The following is a 16,405-nucleotide window of genomic DNA, read 5'->3' as shown; positions in this document are numbered from 1 at the left end:
GTTATACAGGTGGCTCCATCTTATTAATTACTTGTGTTGCAAGTGCGACTGATGTCTCGTTAATCTGATAAGGTTGAACCCCTCGATTGAGACAGTTACGCACATAGTCAATGCTAGTGCGCAAAGCGTAGCAATCGCTTGCAAGACGCCTAGAAACCTGAATGGTGAGCGCTTGATATTCGAGGACGTCTAATCTTTTCAGGTACTCATCCCGAAGACTTAAATCAAAATTGGTCAGCAACTCTTGCTCAAAACCTTTTAAGTCCGAATACAAGCGGTTAATTTTGTTTTGCATCCGCCTTGTTCTATAACCAGGCAGTGCTTGCAACAAGGGATAAGAAATCACCAGGAATGGCAGCAAAATAAAAACCAGTCGATTGACTAATTCTGCAAGCCAGAATGGTAAGTAGGCCACTAAAAATGGATAGCTATTCTTTTCGTAATGAATCGCAACCGAGCTTTCTGGAAGCATTGTATTTTTAAATGAGGGGAACTCACCTCTAGCAGCAAAAAAAGATGCCTTGCCATTAATTTCTTTTACGGCTTCTAGAAATAAAAATTGTATTGCCGGATGCATGCGATCATCAATCAGCAGATTGGTAGTAGTGGCAAGAAGCTTCATATCACTACTAGGGAAATTACGTTTTAAATCAAATGCACCTTCAGGTACATTCAGTATGCGCAGATATGGAATCAGTTTGACATAGGCCTCTGCCCTTCCAAACGTACCAATTTGTAAATTAGGGTCATTCAATAAAGCTTGTACATTTGGAGAGTAGTAGGTATCTACAATAAAAACTCCATCAATCTCTCCTTTTTGAATTGCCTGAATAGCCTGATCTGGTGGAAGTTTTAGAAAACTGGGTCCTGGCTCATAGCCTGAAAGCTTGAGAATTTTCGTGGCCTGTGCGTAAGTACCGCTACCCTCTATGCCAATGGAGATTTTTTTGCTTAAGAAATACTTAAACTTGCTATCAAAACCTTGAAAATCTTTCTCCTTCAGTTCTGAGCCCCGATAGAAAAACCAAACAGGGTCATAAGCAATGACGCCTAAGGACTCGACACCAGTCACCCCCGACGTATGGACAACGCCTGCCTGAACAAAAGCAGCTTGGAGATCATCTTTACGGTCTGCTAAGCGATCAATATTTTCCTGTGCGCCATTGGTAGCCACTAGCTCTAGAGTAATTCCTTTTTTAGCAAAAAATTCAGCGTAACGTTTGCCTAAAAGCTCATTAGAACTACCGGGAGATCCGGTTGCCATTAATACATGGCGAGGTGGAGGTGGATCTGCGTACCACCAGATACCCATGAGAATAGCTAGGAGCAATATCAAAAGCGGCCAAGTCTCTTGCAAGAATTGAGTAAAGTCTGCCCACCATTCCTGAGCGCTCTCAATGAGACCTAAAAAGGTTTCCTTAGTATTGTCTTTAAAGCTTGCCATACGCTACCGATCAGCAAATATTCTAAAAGCTAATGATAATGTCCTTATCCCAATTTCATCAAAATAAACGGCGGTCAACATGTTATTTCTCAGAAAATCTGAAGATAGAGGCTATGCAGATCATGGCTGGCTCAAAAGCTTCCACTCATTTTCCTTTGCGGGATACCAGGACCCGAAGTTTATGGGTTGGGGGAATCTCAGAGTCATTAATGAAGACCGCGTTGCGCCAGGAATGGGCTTTGGTAAGCACGGTCATCGCAATATGGAAATCATCAGCTATGTACTATCCGGTGAATTAGCACATCAAGACAGTATGGGAAACGTCAAAGGTATTCCTCCGGGAGATATCCAACGCATGAGCGCAGGTAGCGGTGTCACCCATAGCGAGTTTAATCACGCAAAAGATCAAACGACTCATTTCCTACAAATCTGGATTGAGCCTAATGTTTTAGAAATTGCACCTGGCTATGAGCAGAAGACCATTCCACCAGCAAGCAAAGAAGGCACTCTCCGCTTGGTCGCATCACCAGATGCTCAAGATGGCTCGGTATCGATTTCTGCGGATGCGAAGATGTACGCGGGCCTATTTAATGACGATCAATCCACTTCGCTTACATTGGACCCGAGCCGCAAAGCCTACGTTCACCTGATTCGTGGCTCACTGCAGGTGAACGGTCAAGTGTTGCATGGTGGAGACGCCCTCATGATTCAGGATGAAAATCAATTAGCTATCTCTCATGGAAAAAGCGCTGACGTCTTAGTATTCGACCTCAGCGCTTAATGATGTTTAGAGAAATGAAGAGCTAATCTAGCTTGATCTTGGCTTTCTCTATGACGACTTTCCACCGAGCAATATCGGAGAAATAAAGGTCTGAAAATTGCTGTGTATTCATTGGGGCAATTTGTACACCGGCCTTTTGAAAGCGATCTTTCATTTCAGGTGTTTCTAAAATCTTCAAAACAGAATTGTTCAGCTCTTTAATAATGGCTGGTGACGTGCCAGCTGGCACAAACATACCCTGCCACAAAGCCATTTCATAACCCTTCACACCCGCCTCTTGAATAGTGACCAATTCTGGAGCACCACTAAAGCGATTCTTACTAGTCACTGCCAAGGCCTTGACCTTATCGCCCTTATATAGAGGTAGACCAACTGGCATGCCGGCAAAGTAAAAATCAATTTGACCACCAACTAAATCCGTTGCGGCAGGTGACCCACCTTTGTACGGAATATGAATCGCTTGCAATCCAGTAGTAGCTAAAAATAATTCGCCTGCCATATGATCTGAATTTCCGATTCCAGAAGAACCAAAACTTAACTTACCGGGATCGGCTTTGAGCATCCCAATTAAATCGGCTACTGTCTTAGCTGGAGAATTATTATTGACGATCAAGATATGGGGGGTCGCTGCAACACCGACCACTGGAAGCAAATCTTTTTGTCCATTAAATGGTAGCTTTGGATTGGCCGCCACATTAATTGCTAAACCATTTTGCGCAAATAAAATGGTGTAGCCATCTGAGCTACTTTTTGCAACTGCGTCTGCAGCTAAGCTACCAGCAGCGCCGCCACGATTTTCTACAATGATGGGCTGCTTTAAAGCAAGACTGAGATCATTGGCAATCATCCTACCAACAATGTCAGTAGAGCTTCCGGGAGCATAGCCGATCATCATCTTGATCGGTTTATCTGGGTAAGCAGCAAATGCTGAACCCATCAGGACTGGAACAACTGCTGGTATCACTGCTGCACTGATTGCTATGTTTTTAATAAATTTTTTGAACATATTGTCTCCTCCAGTCATGTTATAAATCTAAAGCTGTAATACCGCACTCCTGAGCGCAAGTGTTTAATGCATTGAGCAGCTCAGGGGAAACCGGGATACCCATTCGATTTCTCTCGGCCATAGTCTTGGCTGAGCCTTCACCTGGAACACGAACTGCTTTAACGCCGGGTAGTGTGGCAGAGTTTTTTAAGTCCTCTACCAATGCAATCACTCTACCAATAAAAGCTTCCTGATCTCCAAAAGCGCTTGGATCAACTGCAATAATCGTTTGCCCAGTGTTGGTTAATAAGTCGTGATGTGCATTGAAATCAATCGTACCTTTACCAACCGCCGCATTATTCAAGGCGCCTGCAAGCAAGCCAATCATCACCGCTAAGCCATAGCCCTTATAGCCACCAATAGGCAATAGTGAACCCTCAGCCGATTTTTTAGGATCTGTAATGGGCTTACCTTGACGGTCAATCATCCAATCATCCGGAATAGTCTCGCCTTTTTGTGCCGCGACTTTCACCTTGCCATAAGCCGCTACAGTCGTCGCAATATCTAGTAGTACCATAGGGCCATCACCCGCTGGCACTGCAATAGCGATAGGGTTAGTAGAGAGTAATAAGTCAATTCCTCCCCAGGGCGCCATATGGTTTGCATTACCAACTGCCATATAAATTCCAATATAGCCTTGCTCTGCTATCTTACGAACATAGACTGAGGCGGCGCCTGAATGATTGCCATAATGACTACCAATCCAGCAGACACTATGTTGCTTTACCTTTTCAATGGCAAGTTGAACGGCTTTGTCCATCACCAAATGACCTAAAGCGTTATCACCATTAATCAGTGCTGTAGCACCCTGCTCACGCTCTATATGAATGTTCGGCTTGAGATTCACGCCCCCAGCCTGAATTCTTTTGAGATAAGCGGGTAAACGAAAAATGCCATGACCATCAGCCCCAACTAGATCAGATTGCACCATGAGATTTGCAATCGTACCGGCATCAGCCGCAGGAACTTTTTGCGACTGCAGTGCTTTTGAAATGAATGCTTCAGCGTCAGCGATAGCTAAATATTTCATCGTGACCTAAACCTCTGAGCTCGCTTTAAATTCCATGCTGTAGACATACTTATTTTCTGGGTGATGCGTTACTGTTACCTCAAACAACTTATCTTGATCGTCGAAGTAGCGACGAATAATGACCAAGCATGAGGTGTCAGGCTTGATGTTGAGCTTTGCTGCAACCTCAGGTGGCGCCAGAGCGGCGTATACATCGACTTCAGCCCGCTCAATTCGAGCACCATACTTTTTCTCGATCTGCTCATAAACCATCACCTGAGTATGTTCGGGATCTTTTGTCAGCGAGGCAAACCGAGGCAAGATATAAATATCAGTCCAAGCAATAACTTCTTCGGCTTGTTGACGTTTACGAATCCCGCCAATGTGGTACCAAGATGATCCCAGCGGCGCCCCAACAATTTGACTGAGGCGCTCATTGAGCTCGATATATTCTTCAACTAGATTCTCACGATAAGTATCTCGTGAATAACTCAAGATATCGATTGGAGAATTAAAGCTTTGTGTAAAGCGCCGTAAGCGCTGCCGTGATACCACTTTAGTAGGGGCGCCCTGATGACGATAAATCAAGCCATTCGTTTCCAAAATTTGCAGGGCATGCCGCAAGGTGTGCCGACTGGATTGAAAATCGCGACAGAGGTCCGCCTCGGCAGGCAAGACAGACCCCACAGGCCAATCACCGTTATAAATACGCTGCTCTAGCGTATTTGCTAGAGACTTATATAACGGTAATCGCTCAGCCAATTAAGAAAGCCCAAACATTTTTTTACCAGCAACTGGTACGCGTGCTTTCAGAATGTCGCCAGATAAAGACTCGGTGATGTAGAGATCTTTACCATCCGCACCACCAAAACACATATTGGCCAAATGATGGTGATGTGGGTTCTCAGAATAGATCAAGTGAGTTGGCAACATATTGTTATCAAATCTCCAGATACCAATCCCAAGATGACATACCAACAAGCCATTTTCTGAATCCATCTCAATCCCGTCAGGACCTGCCACGCCGCCAGTCAGTTGAACTGCCACACCTGTTTTAGACACAGAGCCGTCAGCCATCAAAGGTAGTCTCCAGATTTGCTGGGACCTAGTGGCCGCTACGAATACATGCTTTTCTTGGGTATTCAAAGTGATGCCGTTAGGACTTGGTACGTTGAGTGCTAAGCGATCTAATTGACCATTGGCGCGCAATCTAAATACGCGCCCAGTTGGATCTGCAATACCTGTCTGCCCTTGATCAGTGAAATATAAATCGCCATTGGAGGCAAAATGCAAATCGTTTAAACCTTTAAAGTTTTCGCTATACATCGAACCCAAGATCGTTTCGATTTTCCCAGTCTTTGGATCAAGTGCAAGCAAGCCTGCTTTGTAGTCGCAAATAAATGCACGGCCGTCTTTATGAAACTTCAAGCCATTTGGCCATCCGTCGTACTGGGTAATAAGCTCCCATTCACCCTTGGTATCGATGCGGAAAACGCGACCGAAAGGAATATCGACAAACCATAAATTGCCTTCACGATCAAAGGAGGGCCCCTCTAAAAAGCACTCTACTTCAGCGCCTTGACGATTTGGATCGGACCAACCTGTGCGTGATTTCTTTCTGAATTTCTCAGGCATCGTAGAAAAAACTTCTGTTTTGATCTTCTCAACCGGCTGGAAGGGGTTATGCATCGTCATGAAGGAGGCTCCTTAGATAAGTTATACGGACAAGTAAGTTTTATTATTGAACTATTAAACCATAATTAATGATAACCTTAAGCACTTATTGATCTGAAGTGATCAGCAATCATTTATTACTTAACCGTATAGGTTTAAAACTATGAAATCTGTAGCTGTTATCGGAACCGGAATAATGGGTGCTGGCATTGCAGCCGGCTTTATTGCCAAAAATATCCCCGTGGTTATTTTAGGTAGATCAAAAGACAAGGCTGATGCTTGCTTGGATAAAGCTATCACTTTGGCAAAAAAAATTGGCGTGGATGGAGACAATGCCACCAAAGATGAAGCTGACATGAAGAAGCAGCAATTCGTTGGAGTCTTAGAGGAATGGCAAGATTGGGGTAACTTTTCTTGGGTGATTGAGACCGTGGCTGAGAACTTAGAACTCAAGCAACAGATATTCCAATATCTTGATCAAGTGGTGCCAGAAAATATTCCGATTGGTAGCAATAGCTCTGGCTTCCCCATCAGCAAAATTGCAGAGGGACTCAAGACTGCCAAGCGCATGATGGGTGCTCACTACTTCATGCCAGCAGAAGTCGTACCCTTGGTTGAAATCGTCATGGGACAAAAGACTGCCATCCAATTTGCGGAGCAAGCTTGCGAGCTTTATAAGGCCATAGGTAAGAAGCCTGTCTTGGTCAAAAAAGATATCCCCGGATTTTTAGCCAATCGTATTCAACATGCATTAATGAGAGAGGCCCTCTCGCTAGTTCAAGAGGGTATCGCGACACCGGAAGATATTGATGATGCAGTGAGATATAGCTTTGGTTTCCGCTATGCTGCCGTTGGACCTATGACCCAAAAAGAAATTTCAGGATGGGATGGGATGGCTAATGCCGCTAAAGAGATTTACCCATCACTTTCTAATATCACCACCCTGCCACCTAAAGTTGTTCAACTCATGGCCGATGGAAAAACAGGCATGAAAGCAGGCGAAGGCTTTAGGAAGTGGACCCCAGAAGAAATTAAAACCGTTTCAGACTCCTACTCCAAGAGATTAAAAGCTGCTTTTGATGTTCTTAATATTGAATGATGGAATAGGCTTGAGCTATAGCATCTTTAACGCGATCCAGGTTGGGAGTAATTCCAACTCCGGTACTACTGAGCTGATGAACATCAAGATGACCATGCTTTGCTATTAATGGTTGATCGCAAATATCAAAACGTAGATATTGATTTGACATGCTAAATCCCCAAGGCGCTTCACCGATCGCAAAACCAACAGCTGCTGTTGCAGCACCTGATATGGATGTTTCGGCTACTTTGCAGGCAAGATTGAGCTTGAGATTGTTGCTTCGCAAGAGTTGCGCGCACTTCCATGCCTCTAATACTCCGCCCGTCTTAATTAACTTTAGGCTTGCGCCATCGAGCGCATTCGCTTTCCTGAATTCCTCAATTTCATTAGAGCCATGGATAGACTCATCTAGGCCAATTGGAATTGGTGAGCGCTGCTTGAGCAATACAAAATCTGCCAAGGGAGAATCTGCATGGATGAGCTGTTCTGCAAAAGATAATTTGCTTGCTTGCGTGGATTCACAAAAACGAATTGCATTATCCAAAGACATAGCGCCGTTAGCATCTACCGAGATAACATCACCTTCGAGCAGATCGGAAAGTAGCTTTACGCGATGTAAGTCTTCTTCAAGTGATAGTGAGCCTATCTTAATTTTCCAATGCTTAAATCCAGCTTCGCGAAATGATTTGGCATCAGCCATCTCTTTTTCTAGCGAACCGCCTAGCATCCGAAGCAATGGAAGATCAGCCGGCGCCGATGTAACAGCATCACTAGTTAATGTGCGCAAATATTTCCATAAAGGAATAGATTTTTTCTGCGTATATAGATCAAGTAATGCCATCTCTAGGCAAGACTTGGCAGATGGATTGCCATACAGGATCGCATCACAAGATGTGGAGAACAGCGCTGGGTCACTCCAGTCGATAGCGCGGACGCTTTCTACCAGATACTTGACGCTAGCCAATAGACTATCGAGAGTCTCCCCAGTCATGAGTGGTGCAACAGAAGCCTCACCCCAGCCTTGGCGCCCCTCATCATCCGTTAAACGAAGTAATACGGTTTTGGCATCCACAATCAGCTCTTTGGCCATTTTGATGGGCTCAATCAGCGGTATTGACAGCGGAAAGATTGTCGCCTGAGTAATTTTCATTTTTTACAATGCATTTAAATCAAGATTGAATAAGAATACACATTAAGAACACGGAGAACATTACATGAGAAAAATCTTTTTAGCATTGTCGTTGGTCACTATGAGCTTTGCCACAAGCTCACAGGCACAGATCTACCCTACTCAACCCATCAAATTGATCATTCCATTTGCTGCTGGCGGTCCTTCAGATGTTTTGGCGAGAGGTTTTGCTCCTAAGCTGGGTGACAATCTTGGTCAGCCCATCATTATTGAAAACAAACCAGGCGCTGGCGCTAACCTAGCAGCCGAATATGTTGCTAACGCCAAACCAGATGGATACACCCTCTTTCTCATGATGGTAGGTACACAAGCGATTAACGAAACTTTATACAAAAAGTTAAATTACAACCTGATTAAAGACTTTGCACCAGTAAGCCTAGTCGCTTCTTCATCTTTACTATTTGTAGCAAACCCTTCCGCACCTTTCAAGACTATTCCTGAATTGATTACTTACGCTAAAGCCAACCCAAATAAGGTGAGCTTTGGTTCATCGGGAGCTGGCACACCACTTCACCTTGGTGGCGAGCTCTTCAATACTCAGGCAGGCACTGATATTCTGCACGTGCCTTACAAAGGTGCTGCACCGGCATTAACAGATGTGCTTGGTGGTCAAATTGAGACTGCGCTGGTAGGTACTCCAGCCGCACTCCCCTATGTTCGCTCTGGAAAATTAATTCCTCTAGGCATTACGAGCCTGAAACGCTCCCCTGGTGCTCCTGAAATTCCAGCGATTTCAGAATACTTACCAAAATTTGAAGTAGAGCTCGTGTATGCAATCGTAGCGCCAGCGAATACGCCAAAATCAGTAGTTGATAAACTCAATTCTCAACTCATTAGCGTTCTGAATAATCCAGAAATCAAAGGTCAAATCAATGGCAAAGGATTTGAAATCATCACCAGCACACCCAATCAATTAGGTGAATACATTAAGTCAGAGGTTGCTAAGTGGGGTCCGATTGTGAAGAAATCTGGCGCGACTGCTGAATAATCAAACTATCTTATTGAAAGAAATCCATGATTGAAATTTCCGAAAAACGCCTCATCGGCCCGATCATTCGCTTACACCCAAACGACAATATAGTCGTGGCACGAATTGACATCGGCATTGGTGCTGAAGTGCCGAGCGAGGGCTTTACAAGTCGTAGCCAAGTGCCTGCAGGTTACAAGATAGCTGCTAAAAAGATTCTCAAGGGCGAGCCCATTCTGAAATACAACGTCACTGTAGGTTTTGCTAACGTCGATATTGAACCTGGCACCATGGTTCATAGCCACAATACAGAGTTTCGGGAATTTGATCGTGACTATGCCTATGCAAGCGAATTCAAACCTACACAAATGTTGCCTGAGTCAGAGCGTGCCACTTTCCAAGGCTACGTCAGATCGAATGGTCAAGTAGGCACCCGCAATTTCATAGGCATCCTGTCAACCGTAAACTGCTCTGCAACGGTTGTGAACAAAATTGCGGATTGGTTTACACCCGAAAGATTAAAAGAGTTTCCGAATGTAGATGGTGTGGTGGCATTTAGCCATGACATCGGTTGCGGTATGGAAATGAGTGGTGAGCCCATGCAATTGCTACGCCGCACGATGGCTGGTTATGCGCGCCACCCTAACCTCGCTGCTGCACTCATCGTCGGTTTAGGTTGTGAGCGCAATCAACTCAAAGGCTTGATGGAACAGGAAGATCTCAAGGCAGGAACAAACTTACATACCTTCATTATGCAAGAGTCTGGTGGCACTCGCAAAACAATTGAAGCGGGTATTGAGGCAGTGAAGACTCTTTTACCAGAAGCCAATAAAGCCAAACGAGAAACTGTTTCCGCCAGTCACCTGACTGTTGGTTTGCAATGTGGTGGTTCCGATGGCTTTTCTTCGATTACTGCCAATCCAGCATTAGGAGCAGCGATTGATATTTTGTCTCGTCATGGCGGTACTGGAATTTTGTCTGAGACGCCAGAGATCTATGGTGTTGAACATACCCTCACCCGCCGCGCAGCAAATCAATCGGTTGGCGAAAAACTCATCAAACGGATTCGTTGGTGGAAAGATGAGTACTCAGTGGGTCGCGATGTGCAAATTAATGGTCAAGTGAGCCCAGGCAATCAAATTGGTGGTCTCGCCAATATTTTTGAGAAGTCTCTAGGCTCTTCTATGAAGGGTGGCACTGGCCCACTCATGGAAGTCTACCGATACGCAGAACCAGTTACGACTAAGGGGTTTGTCTTTATGGATACCCCTGGATTTGATCCAGTTTCTGCTACCGGGCAAATTGCCGGCGGTGCTAATCTCATCGCTTTCACGACTGGTCGTGGATCGATGTTCGGTTCTAAGCCCGCTCCTTGTATCAAACTGGCTACGAATACCCCGATGTATCAGCGACTTACCGAAGACATGGACATTAATTGCGGGGAAATATTGGATGGCACGGTCTCGGTTCAGGAGATGGGTCAACGCATTTTTGAATTGTTCCTCAGAACTGCCTCAGGCGAACCCTCCAAGAGCGAGCTTTTAGGCTTGGGGGATTATGAGTTTGTGCCCTGGCAAATTGGTGTCATGAGCTAATACGCCTGTAGAATTAATCCACTACGTATTTAGGATTAATACTGGCTTATGAAATTTAGGGATTACTACGAAACCCTCGGTGTTGCACGGACGGCCACCGAGGCAGAAATCAAAGCAGCTTACCGAAAGTTAGCTCGCAAATATCACCCAGATGTGAATAAAGAGGCTGGTGCTGAAGAGCAGTTCAAAGAAATTGGCGAAGCTTACGCAGTCTTAAAAGATACCGAGAAGCGTGCTGCCTATGATCGCTTTGGTGCTAACTGGAAAAACGGTCAAGACTTCACGCCTCCCCCAAATTGGAATGAAGGCTTTGAATATTCTGATACCGACTATGGTGGCGGTCACCCTGGCTATGGTGGCGGCTTCGAGGGCGATCAAAGTGAATTCTTTGAATCTCTTTTTGGTAGAGGCAAGCATCGCCAAGGTGGACGAGGCAGTAACAGCGGCAATCCACGCCAAGGCATGAATTTCAAAGGTCAAGATCATCACGCCAAAATTTTGATTGATCTTGCTGACGCCTATAACGGCGCCAAGCGGACGATTGCCTTACACATGCCGACCCAAGATGCGAGTGGGCATGTCACTACGCAAGAACGCAAACTCGATGTCAGCATTCCGAAGGGAATTAAAGCTGGGCAAAACCTCAGGCTCTCCGGCCAAGGTGGACCTGGAATTGGCGAAGGGCCAGCGGGTGATCTCTATCTCGAAATTGAATTCCACCAAAGCCCGATCTATCGCGTGGATGGAAAAGATGTATTCATCGATATTCCTTTAGCACCATGGGAAGCCGCCTTGGGCACAACAGTGAATATCCCCACTCCTGCAGGCTCTACCTTAGAACTGAAGATTCCTGCAGGCACTGTGGCTGGCCGCAAGATGCGCCTTAAAGGTAAGGGTATTCCAAGCGCTGAACCGGGTGATCTGTTTGTTGTCCCAACCATTGCACTACCACCTGCAGATAGTGACGCCCACAAAGAGGCTTATCAAGCTTTTGAAAAGGCTTTTGATTTCAACCCCAGAACCCATTTGAAGGGATGATGCGATGACGCAAATAAACACTACAAATATCACTTGGATTGAAGGTAGCGTGGTTGAAAACGAAGTACATATGAGCATTGTGGAGCTCTCACACGCTTCACGTACACCTGAGGACATGATCATGTCGTGGGTCACAGAAGGAGTTTTAAGTCCTACCGGCTCTTCCCCAGAGGATTGGCGTTTTGGTGGTGACTCTTTGAGAAGAGCTAAGACCGCAGCGCACCTGAGTCATGACTTAGAACTCAATGTTCCTGGCGTTGCCCTGGCTTTGAATCTTCTTGATGAAATCGCTGAGTTACGGGCTCGCCTGAAACGGGGCGATTGACCCCATAAGGCATTAGGACTCAGAGCGACTTAAGAGTTGCTCCCAACGCTGTAATTTTTGTTCTAACTGCTCAGTAATTTCGCTTAAACGCGCTTGCATACTAGCGGCTAACTCTGGTTCATTCTTATATAAATCAGGATTGCTCATGGCAATGCCAATATCAGCTTGCTCTATTTCGAGTTGCTCAATTTCCAAAGGCAAGGTCTCTAGCTCTTGACGCTCTTTGCCATTGAGTTTTTGTACCCCACTCTTAGCTGCTGGCTTAGCCACTGACTTTACTTCTACTAGAGGCTCAGACTTGACTTCTGCCTTCGGGGTAGACTTTTGATTAGAGTTTGCAGCACGAATTTTGTCAGAGCGAGCCTTTTGAATTTTCCAGTCTTCATAGCCACCCTCATACTCACGCCAGAAGCCATCACCTTCATTAGCAATAATGCTGGTCACTACGTTATCCAAGAAATAACGATCATGACTCACCAAGAAAACCGTACCCTTATAGTCTTGTAACAATTGCTCCAGCAAATCAAGGGTATCGATATCTAAGTCATTGGTTGGTTCATCCAAGACCAAGACGTTGGCTGGGCGAGCAAACAAACGTGCGAGTAAAAGACGGTTACGCTCACCACCAGATAAGGTGCTGACAGGGGAATTGGTTCTCTCAGGTGCGAATAAGAAATCGCTCAAATAACTCTTGACATGTTTTTTATTGCCGTTAATTTCAATCCACTCGCTCCCCGGACTAATGTAATCCTCTAGAGAAGCATTGAGATCAAGGCCTTCCCGCATCTGGTCAAAATAAGCCACTTCGATACGTGTACCCATCGTTGCCGTTCCAGAATCGGGTGCAATCGTGCCCAAAATGAGTTTTAGCAAAGTGGTTTTGCCTGCGCCATTAGGTCCAAGCAATCCAACCTTATCACCACGCAAGATGGTTGCCGTGAAATCTTTCACAATCGGTCTGCCGTAAGATTTACTCACGTTTTCTAGTTCTGCGACGATTTTGCCACTGCGATCTCCAGCAGATACTGCAAGCTTGACCTGACCGATCGCATCTCTGCGCTCCGCACGACTAGAGCGTAACTTTTCCAAGCGAGCGATGCGAGCCACACTGCGTGTGCGGCGCGCCTCGACCCCTTTCCGAATCCAGACTTCTTCATGAGCTAGCAATTTATCTGCACGAGCATTAGCGAGGGATTCTGCATTTAGCTCTTGATCCTTAAGTACTTCGTATTGCGTGAAATTACCAGGGTAGCTCCTCAAAATACCGCGATCAAGCTCAACAATTTGAGTGCAAACGTTATCCAAGAAAGCACGATCATGGGTAATCAAAATGACAGAGCCTTGATATTCTTTCAGGAGCTCTTCTAGCCAGGCAATCGAATCTAAATCCAAGTGGTTGGTGGGCTCATCCAATAACAGCACATCAGGCACCTCTACTAAAGCACGCGCTAGAGCCACCCGCTTCTTTGTGCCACCAGAAAGAGTGCTGATCTTGACTTCGGCATCTAAATGCAAGCGGTCTAAGGTTTCATGAACACGCTGCTCCCAGTTCCAGCCACTCAAAGCCTCAAGCTTAGATTGCACCTCGTCTAAACGATGGTGAGCGGCGTCATCCCACTCGCCCACGCTCAGAGCTTCATACTCTTCACGCAGAGCCTTAGCCTCGGCTACACCCTTTGAAACTGCTTCAAATACGGTTTCTTCAGCATCAAAGATCGGTTCTTGAGGTACATAAGAAATTCGCAAGCCTTGTTGATATTGCAACAAGCCATCATCCATTTTTTCAATACCAGCCAAAATCTTCAATAAAGACGATTTACCTGTGCCATTGCGGCCAATGAGGCCAACACGTTCACCAGATTCGAGTGAAAAAGCGGTATTTGCGAGGAGGTCAACATGGCCAAAAGCCAGTTTTGCATCAGTCAGTACGATTAAAGCCATGACGACATTATCGTCACTTCAGAAAAATAGGAGATATTTCCACTCTTATCCCTCATTTCTGCGAGACTAGTATCAAATGATCTGCAAACTCACCCCTAACGCACCCCGCCTGATCCTCTTTGCAGGGCACGCAGGGACTGGCAAGTCCACTTTAGCCAAAAAGGCACTTCCCCTCATTATTGAGAAAACAGGGGAGGACTTTTTCTTCTTGGATAAAGATACGGTCTATGGAGCTTATAGCGCCCATGTGATGCAACTTACTACCCAGAACCCCAATGATCGCGATAGCCCCTACTATCTTGAGAATCTGCGTGACTGGGAATATCAAGGCTTACTAGATATCGCCAGAGAAAACTTATTACTTGGAGTAAACGTGATTTTGGTGGGTCCCTTTTCGAAAGAAATACACAGCGGCAGGATGCTGGATCCAGAAGCATTGGGAATTCCACTCCAGACCAGCATATCCATTGCGTGGATTGATCTCGATGAGAATGAAGCAAAGGTTCGGATGCAAAAGCGTGGTGACGCTAGAGATGAATGGAAGTTAGCTCACTGGGATCAATATGCCCAACGTAGAATTGATCCGCCTCAGCATCCTTCAATCACGCGCTTTGATAATCTCCACTTCGATGAAGCCAACTTTGAAAAGCTGATTGGCAAATTAATCAAGCAATAAAGTGGCTCAAGAAAAATAGTCCAGCGCTACTGCTTCTGCTACTTTAATCCCATCCACTCCAGCAGATAAGATGCCACCGGCATATCCAGCCCCCTCGCCAGCTGGGTAGAGGCCTTTAATATTCAAGCTCTGAAAGTTTGATCCTCGAGTAATGCGCAAAGGTGATGAAGTTCTAGTCTCAACGCCCGTGAGAACAGCATCCTTCATTGAAAAACCTTTGATTTGCTTTTCAAATTCAGGCAAGGCCTCACGAATAGCTTCAATCGCATAAGCAGGCAAGGCTTGTGCTAAGTCAGTCAAATGAACGCCTGGCTTATAGGATGGCAATACGCTTCGAAACTCAGTTGAAGCCTTGCCCTCTAAAAAATCTCCCACTAATTGCCCTGGAGCCTCATATGTACCGCCACCAAGCTCAAATGCTTTTGACTCCAGTTGACGCTGAAACTCAAGTCCAGCAAGCGGTCCGCCTGGATAGTCTTCTGGAGTAATGCCAACAACGATGCCAGCATTTGCATTGCGCTCGTTACGAGAATATTGACTCATCCCATTAGTAACAACGCGATTAGGTTCTGAGGTTGCAGCGACTACGGTTCCACCGGGGCACATACAAAAACTATAAACAGCTCGTCCGTTCTTGGCGTGGTGTACTAACTTGTAATCTGCAGCGCCAATTAATTCATTACCTGCATGGGGTCCTAAACGCGCCTTATCAATCAAGGATTGAGGATGCTCAATACGAAATCCCACCGAGAAGGGCTTGGCTTCCATGAACACGCCTGCATCATGCAGAGCCTTAAAAGTATCACGTGCACTATGTCCCAAAGCCAACACTACGTGCTTAGCCTGCAAATCAGGCTGCCCTTCGATTTTGACTCCAGTAATTTGCTCGTTCTCAATATCAAAGCCAATCACTTTTTGAGAAAAACGAATTTCACCACCCAGATCAATAATTTCTTGACGCATTTTTTCAACTACGCCAACAAGACGGAAAGTGCCAATATGGGGTTTTGCCACGTATTGAATTTCTGCTGGTGCACCTGCTTTAACAAACTCCTTAATCACCTTACGTCCATAGAATTTCGGATCTTTAATTTGGCTATAGAGCTTGCCATCGGAAAACGTTCCAGCACCACCCTCACCAAACTGGACATTAGACTCAGGATTCAAAATATTTTTGCGCCACAAACCCCAAGTATCTTGAGTACGCTCTCGAACTCGCTTGCCGCGCTCAAGCACGATGGGCTTAAATCCCATTTGTGCCAAGGTCAAAGCAGCAAAGATGCCACAAGGGCCAAAACCAATCACTACAGGTCGCAATACTTTGCCGGAGCTTATAGACTCAGGTGCCTTAGCTACGAAGTGATAACTAGTATCTGGCGAGAGTCTGACATGAGTGTCGTTCGCAAACTGTTTGAGCACCGTTGCTTCATTTTTGACTGAAAGATCTACTGTATAAATGAAGGCTAGAGCAACATTCTTACGCGCATCATAGCTACGCTTAAAGATTGCAAAAGAAATTAAATCTTTTGATGATAAATTCAGACGCTTCAGAATCGCCAGCTCAAGATCATCTGGAGCATGAGCAATGGGTAAACGCAGTTCGGTGATACGGATCATGGGGCTCTACGGTACATAGTCAT

The 16,405-nt window shown here is 45.5% G+C and carries 15 protein-coding genes; 7 read left to right on the top strand and 8 right to left on the bottom strand.

What is annotated here, in order from left to right; genetic code table 11:
• Position 1: 1 nt before the first annotated feature.
• Positions 2–1,444: a TAXI family TRAP transporter solute-binding subunit gene (locus tag C2756_RS03600; protein WP_215320103.1), complete on the bottom strand. Its 1,443-nt coding sequence runs from the start codon at positions 1,442–1,444 to the stop codon at positions 2–4.
• A gap of 79 nt (positions 1,445–1,523) precedes the next feature.
• On the opposite strand from C2756_RS03600, the gene C2756_RS03595 reads away from it, so the two are divergent.
• Positions 1,524–2,225 carry a pirin family protein gene (locus C2756_RS03595; protein WP_215320101.1) on the top strand — a complete coding sequence of 234 codons (702 nt, stop codon included), beginning with the start codon at positions 1,524–1,526 and terminating at the stop codon, positions 2,223–2,225.
• 22 nt (positions 2,226–2,247) lie between these two features.
• Here the strand turns inward: C2756_RS03595 and C2756_RS03590 are convergent, their stop codons facing one another.
• The 4 genes from C2756_RS03590 to C2756_RS03575 are packed head-to-tail and all read right to left on the bottom strand — an operon-like array spanning position 2,248 to position 5,974.
• Positions 2,248–3,231, bottom strand: coding sequence for a tripartite tricarboxylate transporter substrate binding protein (locus C2756_RS03590; RefSeq protein ID WP_215320099.1), 984 nt, complete (start codon positions 3,229–3,231; stop codon positions 2,248–2,250).
• Positions 3,232–3,250: 19 nt separating this feature from the next.
• The gene (locus tag C2756_RS03585) at positions 3,251–4,300 is read right to left on the bottom strand and encodes an Ldh family oxidoreductase (RefSeq protein WP_215320097.1); all 1,050 of its coding nucleotides are present in this window, start codon (positions 4,298–4,300) and stop codon (positions 3,251–3,253) included.
• A gap of 6 nt (positions 4,301–4,306) precedes the next feature.
• A complete protein-coding gene (locus tag C2756_RS03580) occupies positions 4,307–5,041 on the bottom strand; it encodes a GntR family transcriptional regulator (protein WP_215320095.1) in 735 nt (244 codons plus the stop codon).
• Positions 5,042–5,974 carry an SMP-30/gluconolactonase/LRE family protein gene (locus C2756_RS03575; protein ID WP_251370061.1) on the bottom strand — a complete coding sequence of 311 codons (933 nt, stop codon included), beginning with the start codon at positions 5,972–5,974 and terminating at the stop codon, positions 5,042–5,044.
• 142 nt (positions 5,975–6,116) lie between these two features.
• On the opposite strand from C2756_RS03575, the gene C2756_RS03570 reads away from it, so the two are divergent.
• Positions 6,117–7,052: a 3-hydroxyacyl-CoA dehydrogenase family protein gene (locus tag C2756_RS03570; RefSeq protein WP_215320093.1), complete on the top strand. Its 936-nt coding sequence runs from the start codon at positions 6,117–6,119 to the stop codon at positions 7,050–7,052.
• Here the strand turns inward: C2756_RS03570 and C2756_RS03565 are convergent.
• Positions 7,039–8,184, bottom strand: a complete 1,146-nt coding sequence (locus C2756_RS03565; protein WP_215320091.1) for a mandelate racemase/muconate lactonizing enzyme family protein — start codon at positions 8,182–8,184, stop codon at positions 7,039–7,041. The two genes, C2756_RS03570 and C2756_RS03565, sit on opposite strands and share 14 nt — an antisense overlap.
• A 64-nt stretch (positions 8,185–8,248) precedes the next feature.
• Here C2756_RS03565 and C2756_RS03560 point away from each other — a divergent pair, with 64 nt between their 5' ends.
• From C2756_RS03560 to C2756_RS03545, 4 genes are read left to right on the top strand one after another with little or no spacing between them, the layout of a single operon-like run.
• A complete protein-coding gene (locus tag C2756_RS03560) occupies positions 8,249–9,211 on the top strand; it encodes a tripartite tricarboxylate transporter substrate binding protein (protein WP_215320089.1) in 963 nt (320 codons plus the stop codon).
• Between the two features lie 26 nt (positions 9,212–9,237).
• On the top strand, positions 9,238–10,785 hold the full coding sequence (locus C2756_RS03555; protein ID WP_215320087.1) for a UxaA family hydrolase: 1,548 nt from the start codon (positions 9,238–9,240) through the stop codon (positions 10,783–10,785).
• A 48-nt stretch (positions 10,786–10,833) separates the two neighbouring features.
• Entirely contained in the window at positions 10,834–11,823 is a 990-nt protein-coding gene (locus tag C2756_RS03550; protein ID WP_215320085.1) for a DnaJ C-terminal domain-containing protein, read from the top strand.
• Between the two features lie 4 nt (positions 11,824–11,827).
• Positions 11,828–12,148, top strand: coding sequence for a chaperone modulator CbpM (locus C2756_RS03545; RefSeq protein ID WP_215296678.1), 321 nt, complete (start codon positions 11,828–11,830; stop codon positions 12,146–12,148).
• 12 nt (positions 12,149–12,160) lie between these two features.
• Here the strand turns inward: C2756_RS03545 and C2756_RS03540 are convergent, their stop codons facing one another.
• Positions 12,161–14,089 (bottom strand): ATP-binding cassette domain-containing protein, encoded by a 1,929-nt coding sequence (locus C2756_RS03540; RefSeq protein WP_215320083.1) that lies wholly within the window; start codon positions 14,087–14,089, stop codon positions 12,161–12,163.
• Positions 14,090–14,165: 76 nt separating this feature from the next.
• Here C2756_RS03540 and C2756_RS03535 point away from each other — a divergent pair, with 76 nt between their 5' ends.
• Positions 14,166–14,765: an AAA family ATPase gene (locus C2756_RS03535; RefSeq protein WP_215320081.1), complete on the top strand. Its 600-nt coding sequence runs from the start codon at positions 14,166–14,168 to the stop codon at positions 14,763–14,765.
• A 6-nt stretch (positions 14,766–14,771) separates the two neighbouring features.
• On the opposite strand, the gene C2756_RS03530 is transcribed toward C2756_RS03535, so the two are convergent.
• Complete coding sequence (locus tag C2756_RS03530) at positions 14,772–16,382, bottom strand: NAD(P)/FAD-dependent oxidoreductase (protein ID WP_215320079.1); 1,611 nt, start codon at positions 16,380–16,382, stop codon at positions 14,772–14,774.
• Positions 16,383–16,405: the final 23 nt, after the last annotated feature.

The sequence above is a fragment of the Polynucleobacter sp. UB-Siik-W21 genome (assembly GCF_018687415.1).
In the GTDB taxonomy this organism is placed as follows: Bacteria; Pseudomonadota; Gammaproteobacteria; order Burkholderiales; family Burkholderiaceae; genus Polynucleobacter.
The sequence above is the reverse complement of the archived record's forward strand: the minus strand, read 5'-3'. Positions and strand labels throughout refer to the sequence as shown.

Bases quoted from the DNA above. Each gene is read 5' to 3' on its own strand.
- C2756_RS03600 (WP_215320103.1), bottom strand. From the start codon at position 1,444: ATGGCAAGCTTTAAAGACAATACTAAGGAAACCTTTTTAGGTCTCATT.
- C2756_RS03595 (WP_215320101.1), top strand. From the start codon at position 1,524: ATGTTATTTCTCAGAAAATCTGAAGATAGAGGCTATGCAGATCATGGC.
- C2756_RS03590 (WP_215320099.1), bottom strand. From the start codon at position 3,231: ATGTTCAAAAAATTTATTAAAAACATAGCAATCAGTGCAGCAGTGATA.
- C2756_RS03585 (WP_215320097.1), bottom strand. From the start codon at position 4,300: ATGAAATATTTAGCTATCGCTGACGCTGAAGCATTCATTTCAAAAGCA.
- C2756_RS03575 (WP_251370061.1), bottom strand. From the start codon at position 5,974: ATGACGATGCATAACCCCTTCCAGCCGGTTGAGAAGATCAAAACAGAA.
- C2756_RS03570 (WP_215320093.1), top strand. From the start codon at position 6,117: ATGAAATCTGTAGCTGTTATCGGAACCGGAATAATGGGTGCTGGCATT.
- C2756_RS03565 (WP_215320091.1), bottom strand. From the start codon at position 8,184: ATGAAAATTACTCAGGCGACAATCTTTCCGCTGTCAATACCGCTGATT.
- C2756_RS03560 (WP_215320089.1), top strand. From the start codon at position 8,249: ATGAGAAAAATCTTTTTAGCATTGTCGTTGGTCACTATGAGCTTTGCC.
- C2756_RS03555 (WP_215320087.1), top strand. From the start codon at position 9,238: ATGATTGAAATTTCCGAAAAACGCCTCATCGGCCCGATCATTCGCTTA.
- C2756_RS03550 (WP_215320085.1), top strand. From the start codon at position 10,834: ATGAAATTTAGGGATTACTACGAAACCCTCGGTGTTGCACGGACGGCC.
- C2756_RS03545 (WP_215296678.1), top strand. From the start codon at position 11,828: ATGACGCAAATAAACACTACAAATATCACTTGGATTGAAGGTAGCGTG.
- C2756_RS03540 (WP_215320083.1), bottom strand. From the start codon at position 14,089: ATGGCTTTAATCGTACTGACTGATGCAAAACTGGCTTTTGGCCATGTT.
- C2756_RS03535 (WP_215320081.1), top strand. From the start codon at position 14,166: ATGATCTGCAAACTCACCCCTAACGCACCCCGCCTGATCCTCTTTGCA.
- C2756_RS03530 (WP_215320079.1), bottom strand. From the start codon at position 16,382: ATGATCCGTATCACCGAACTGCGTTTACCCATTGCTCATGCTCCAGAT.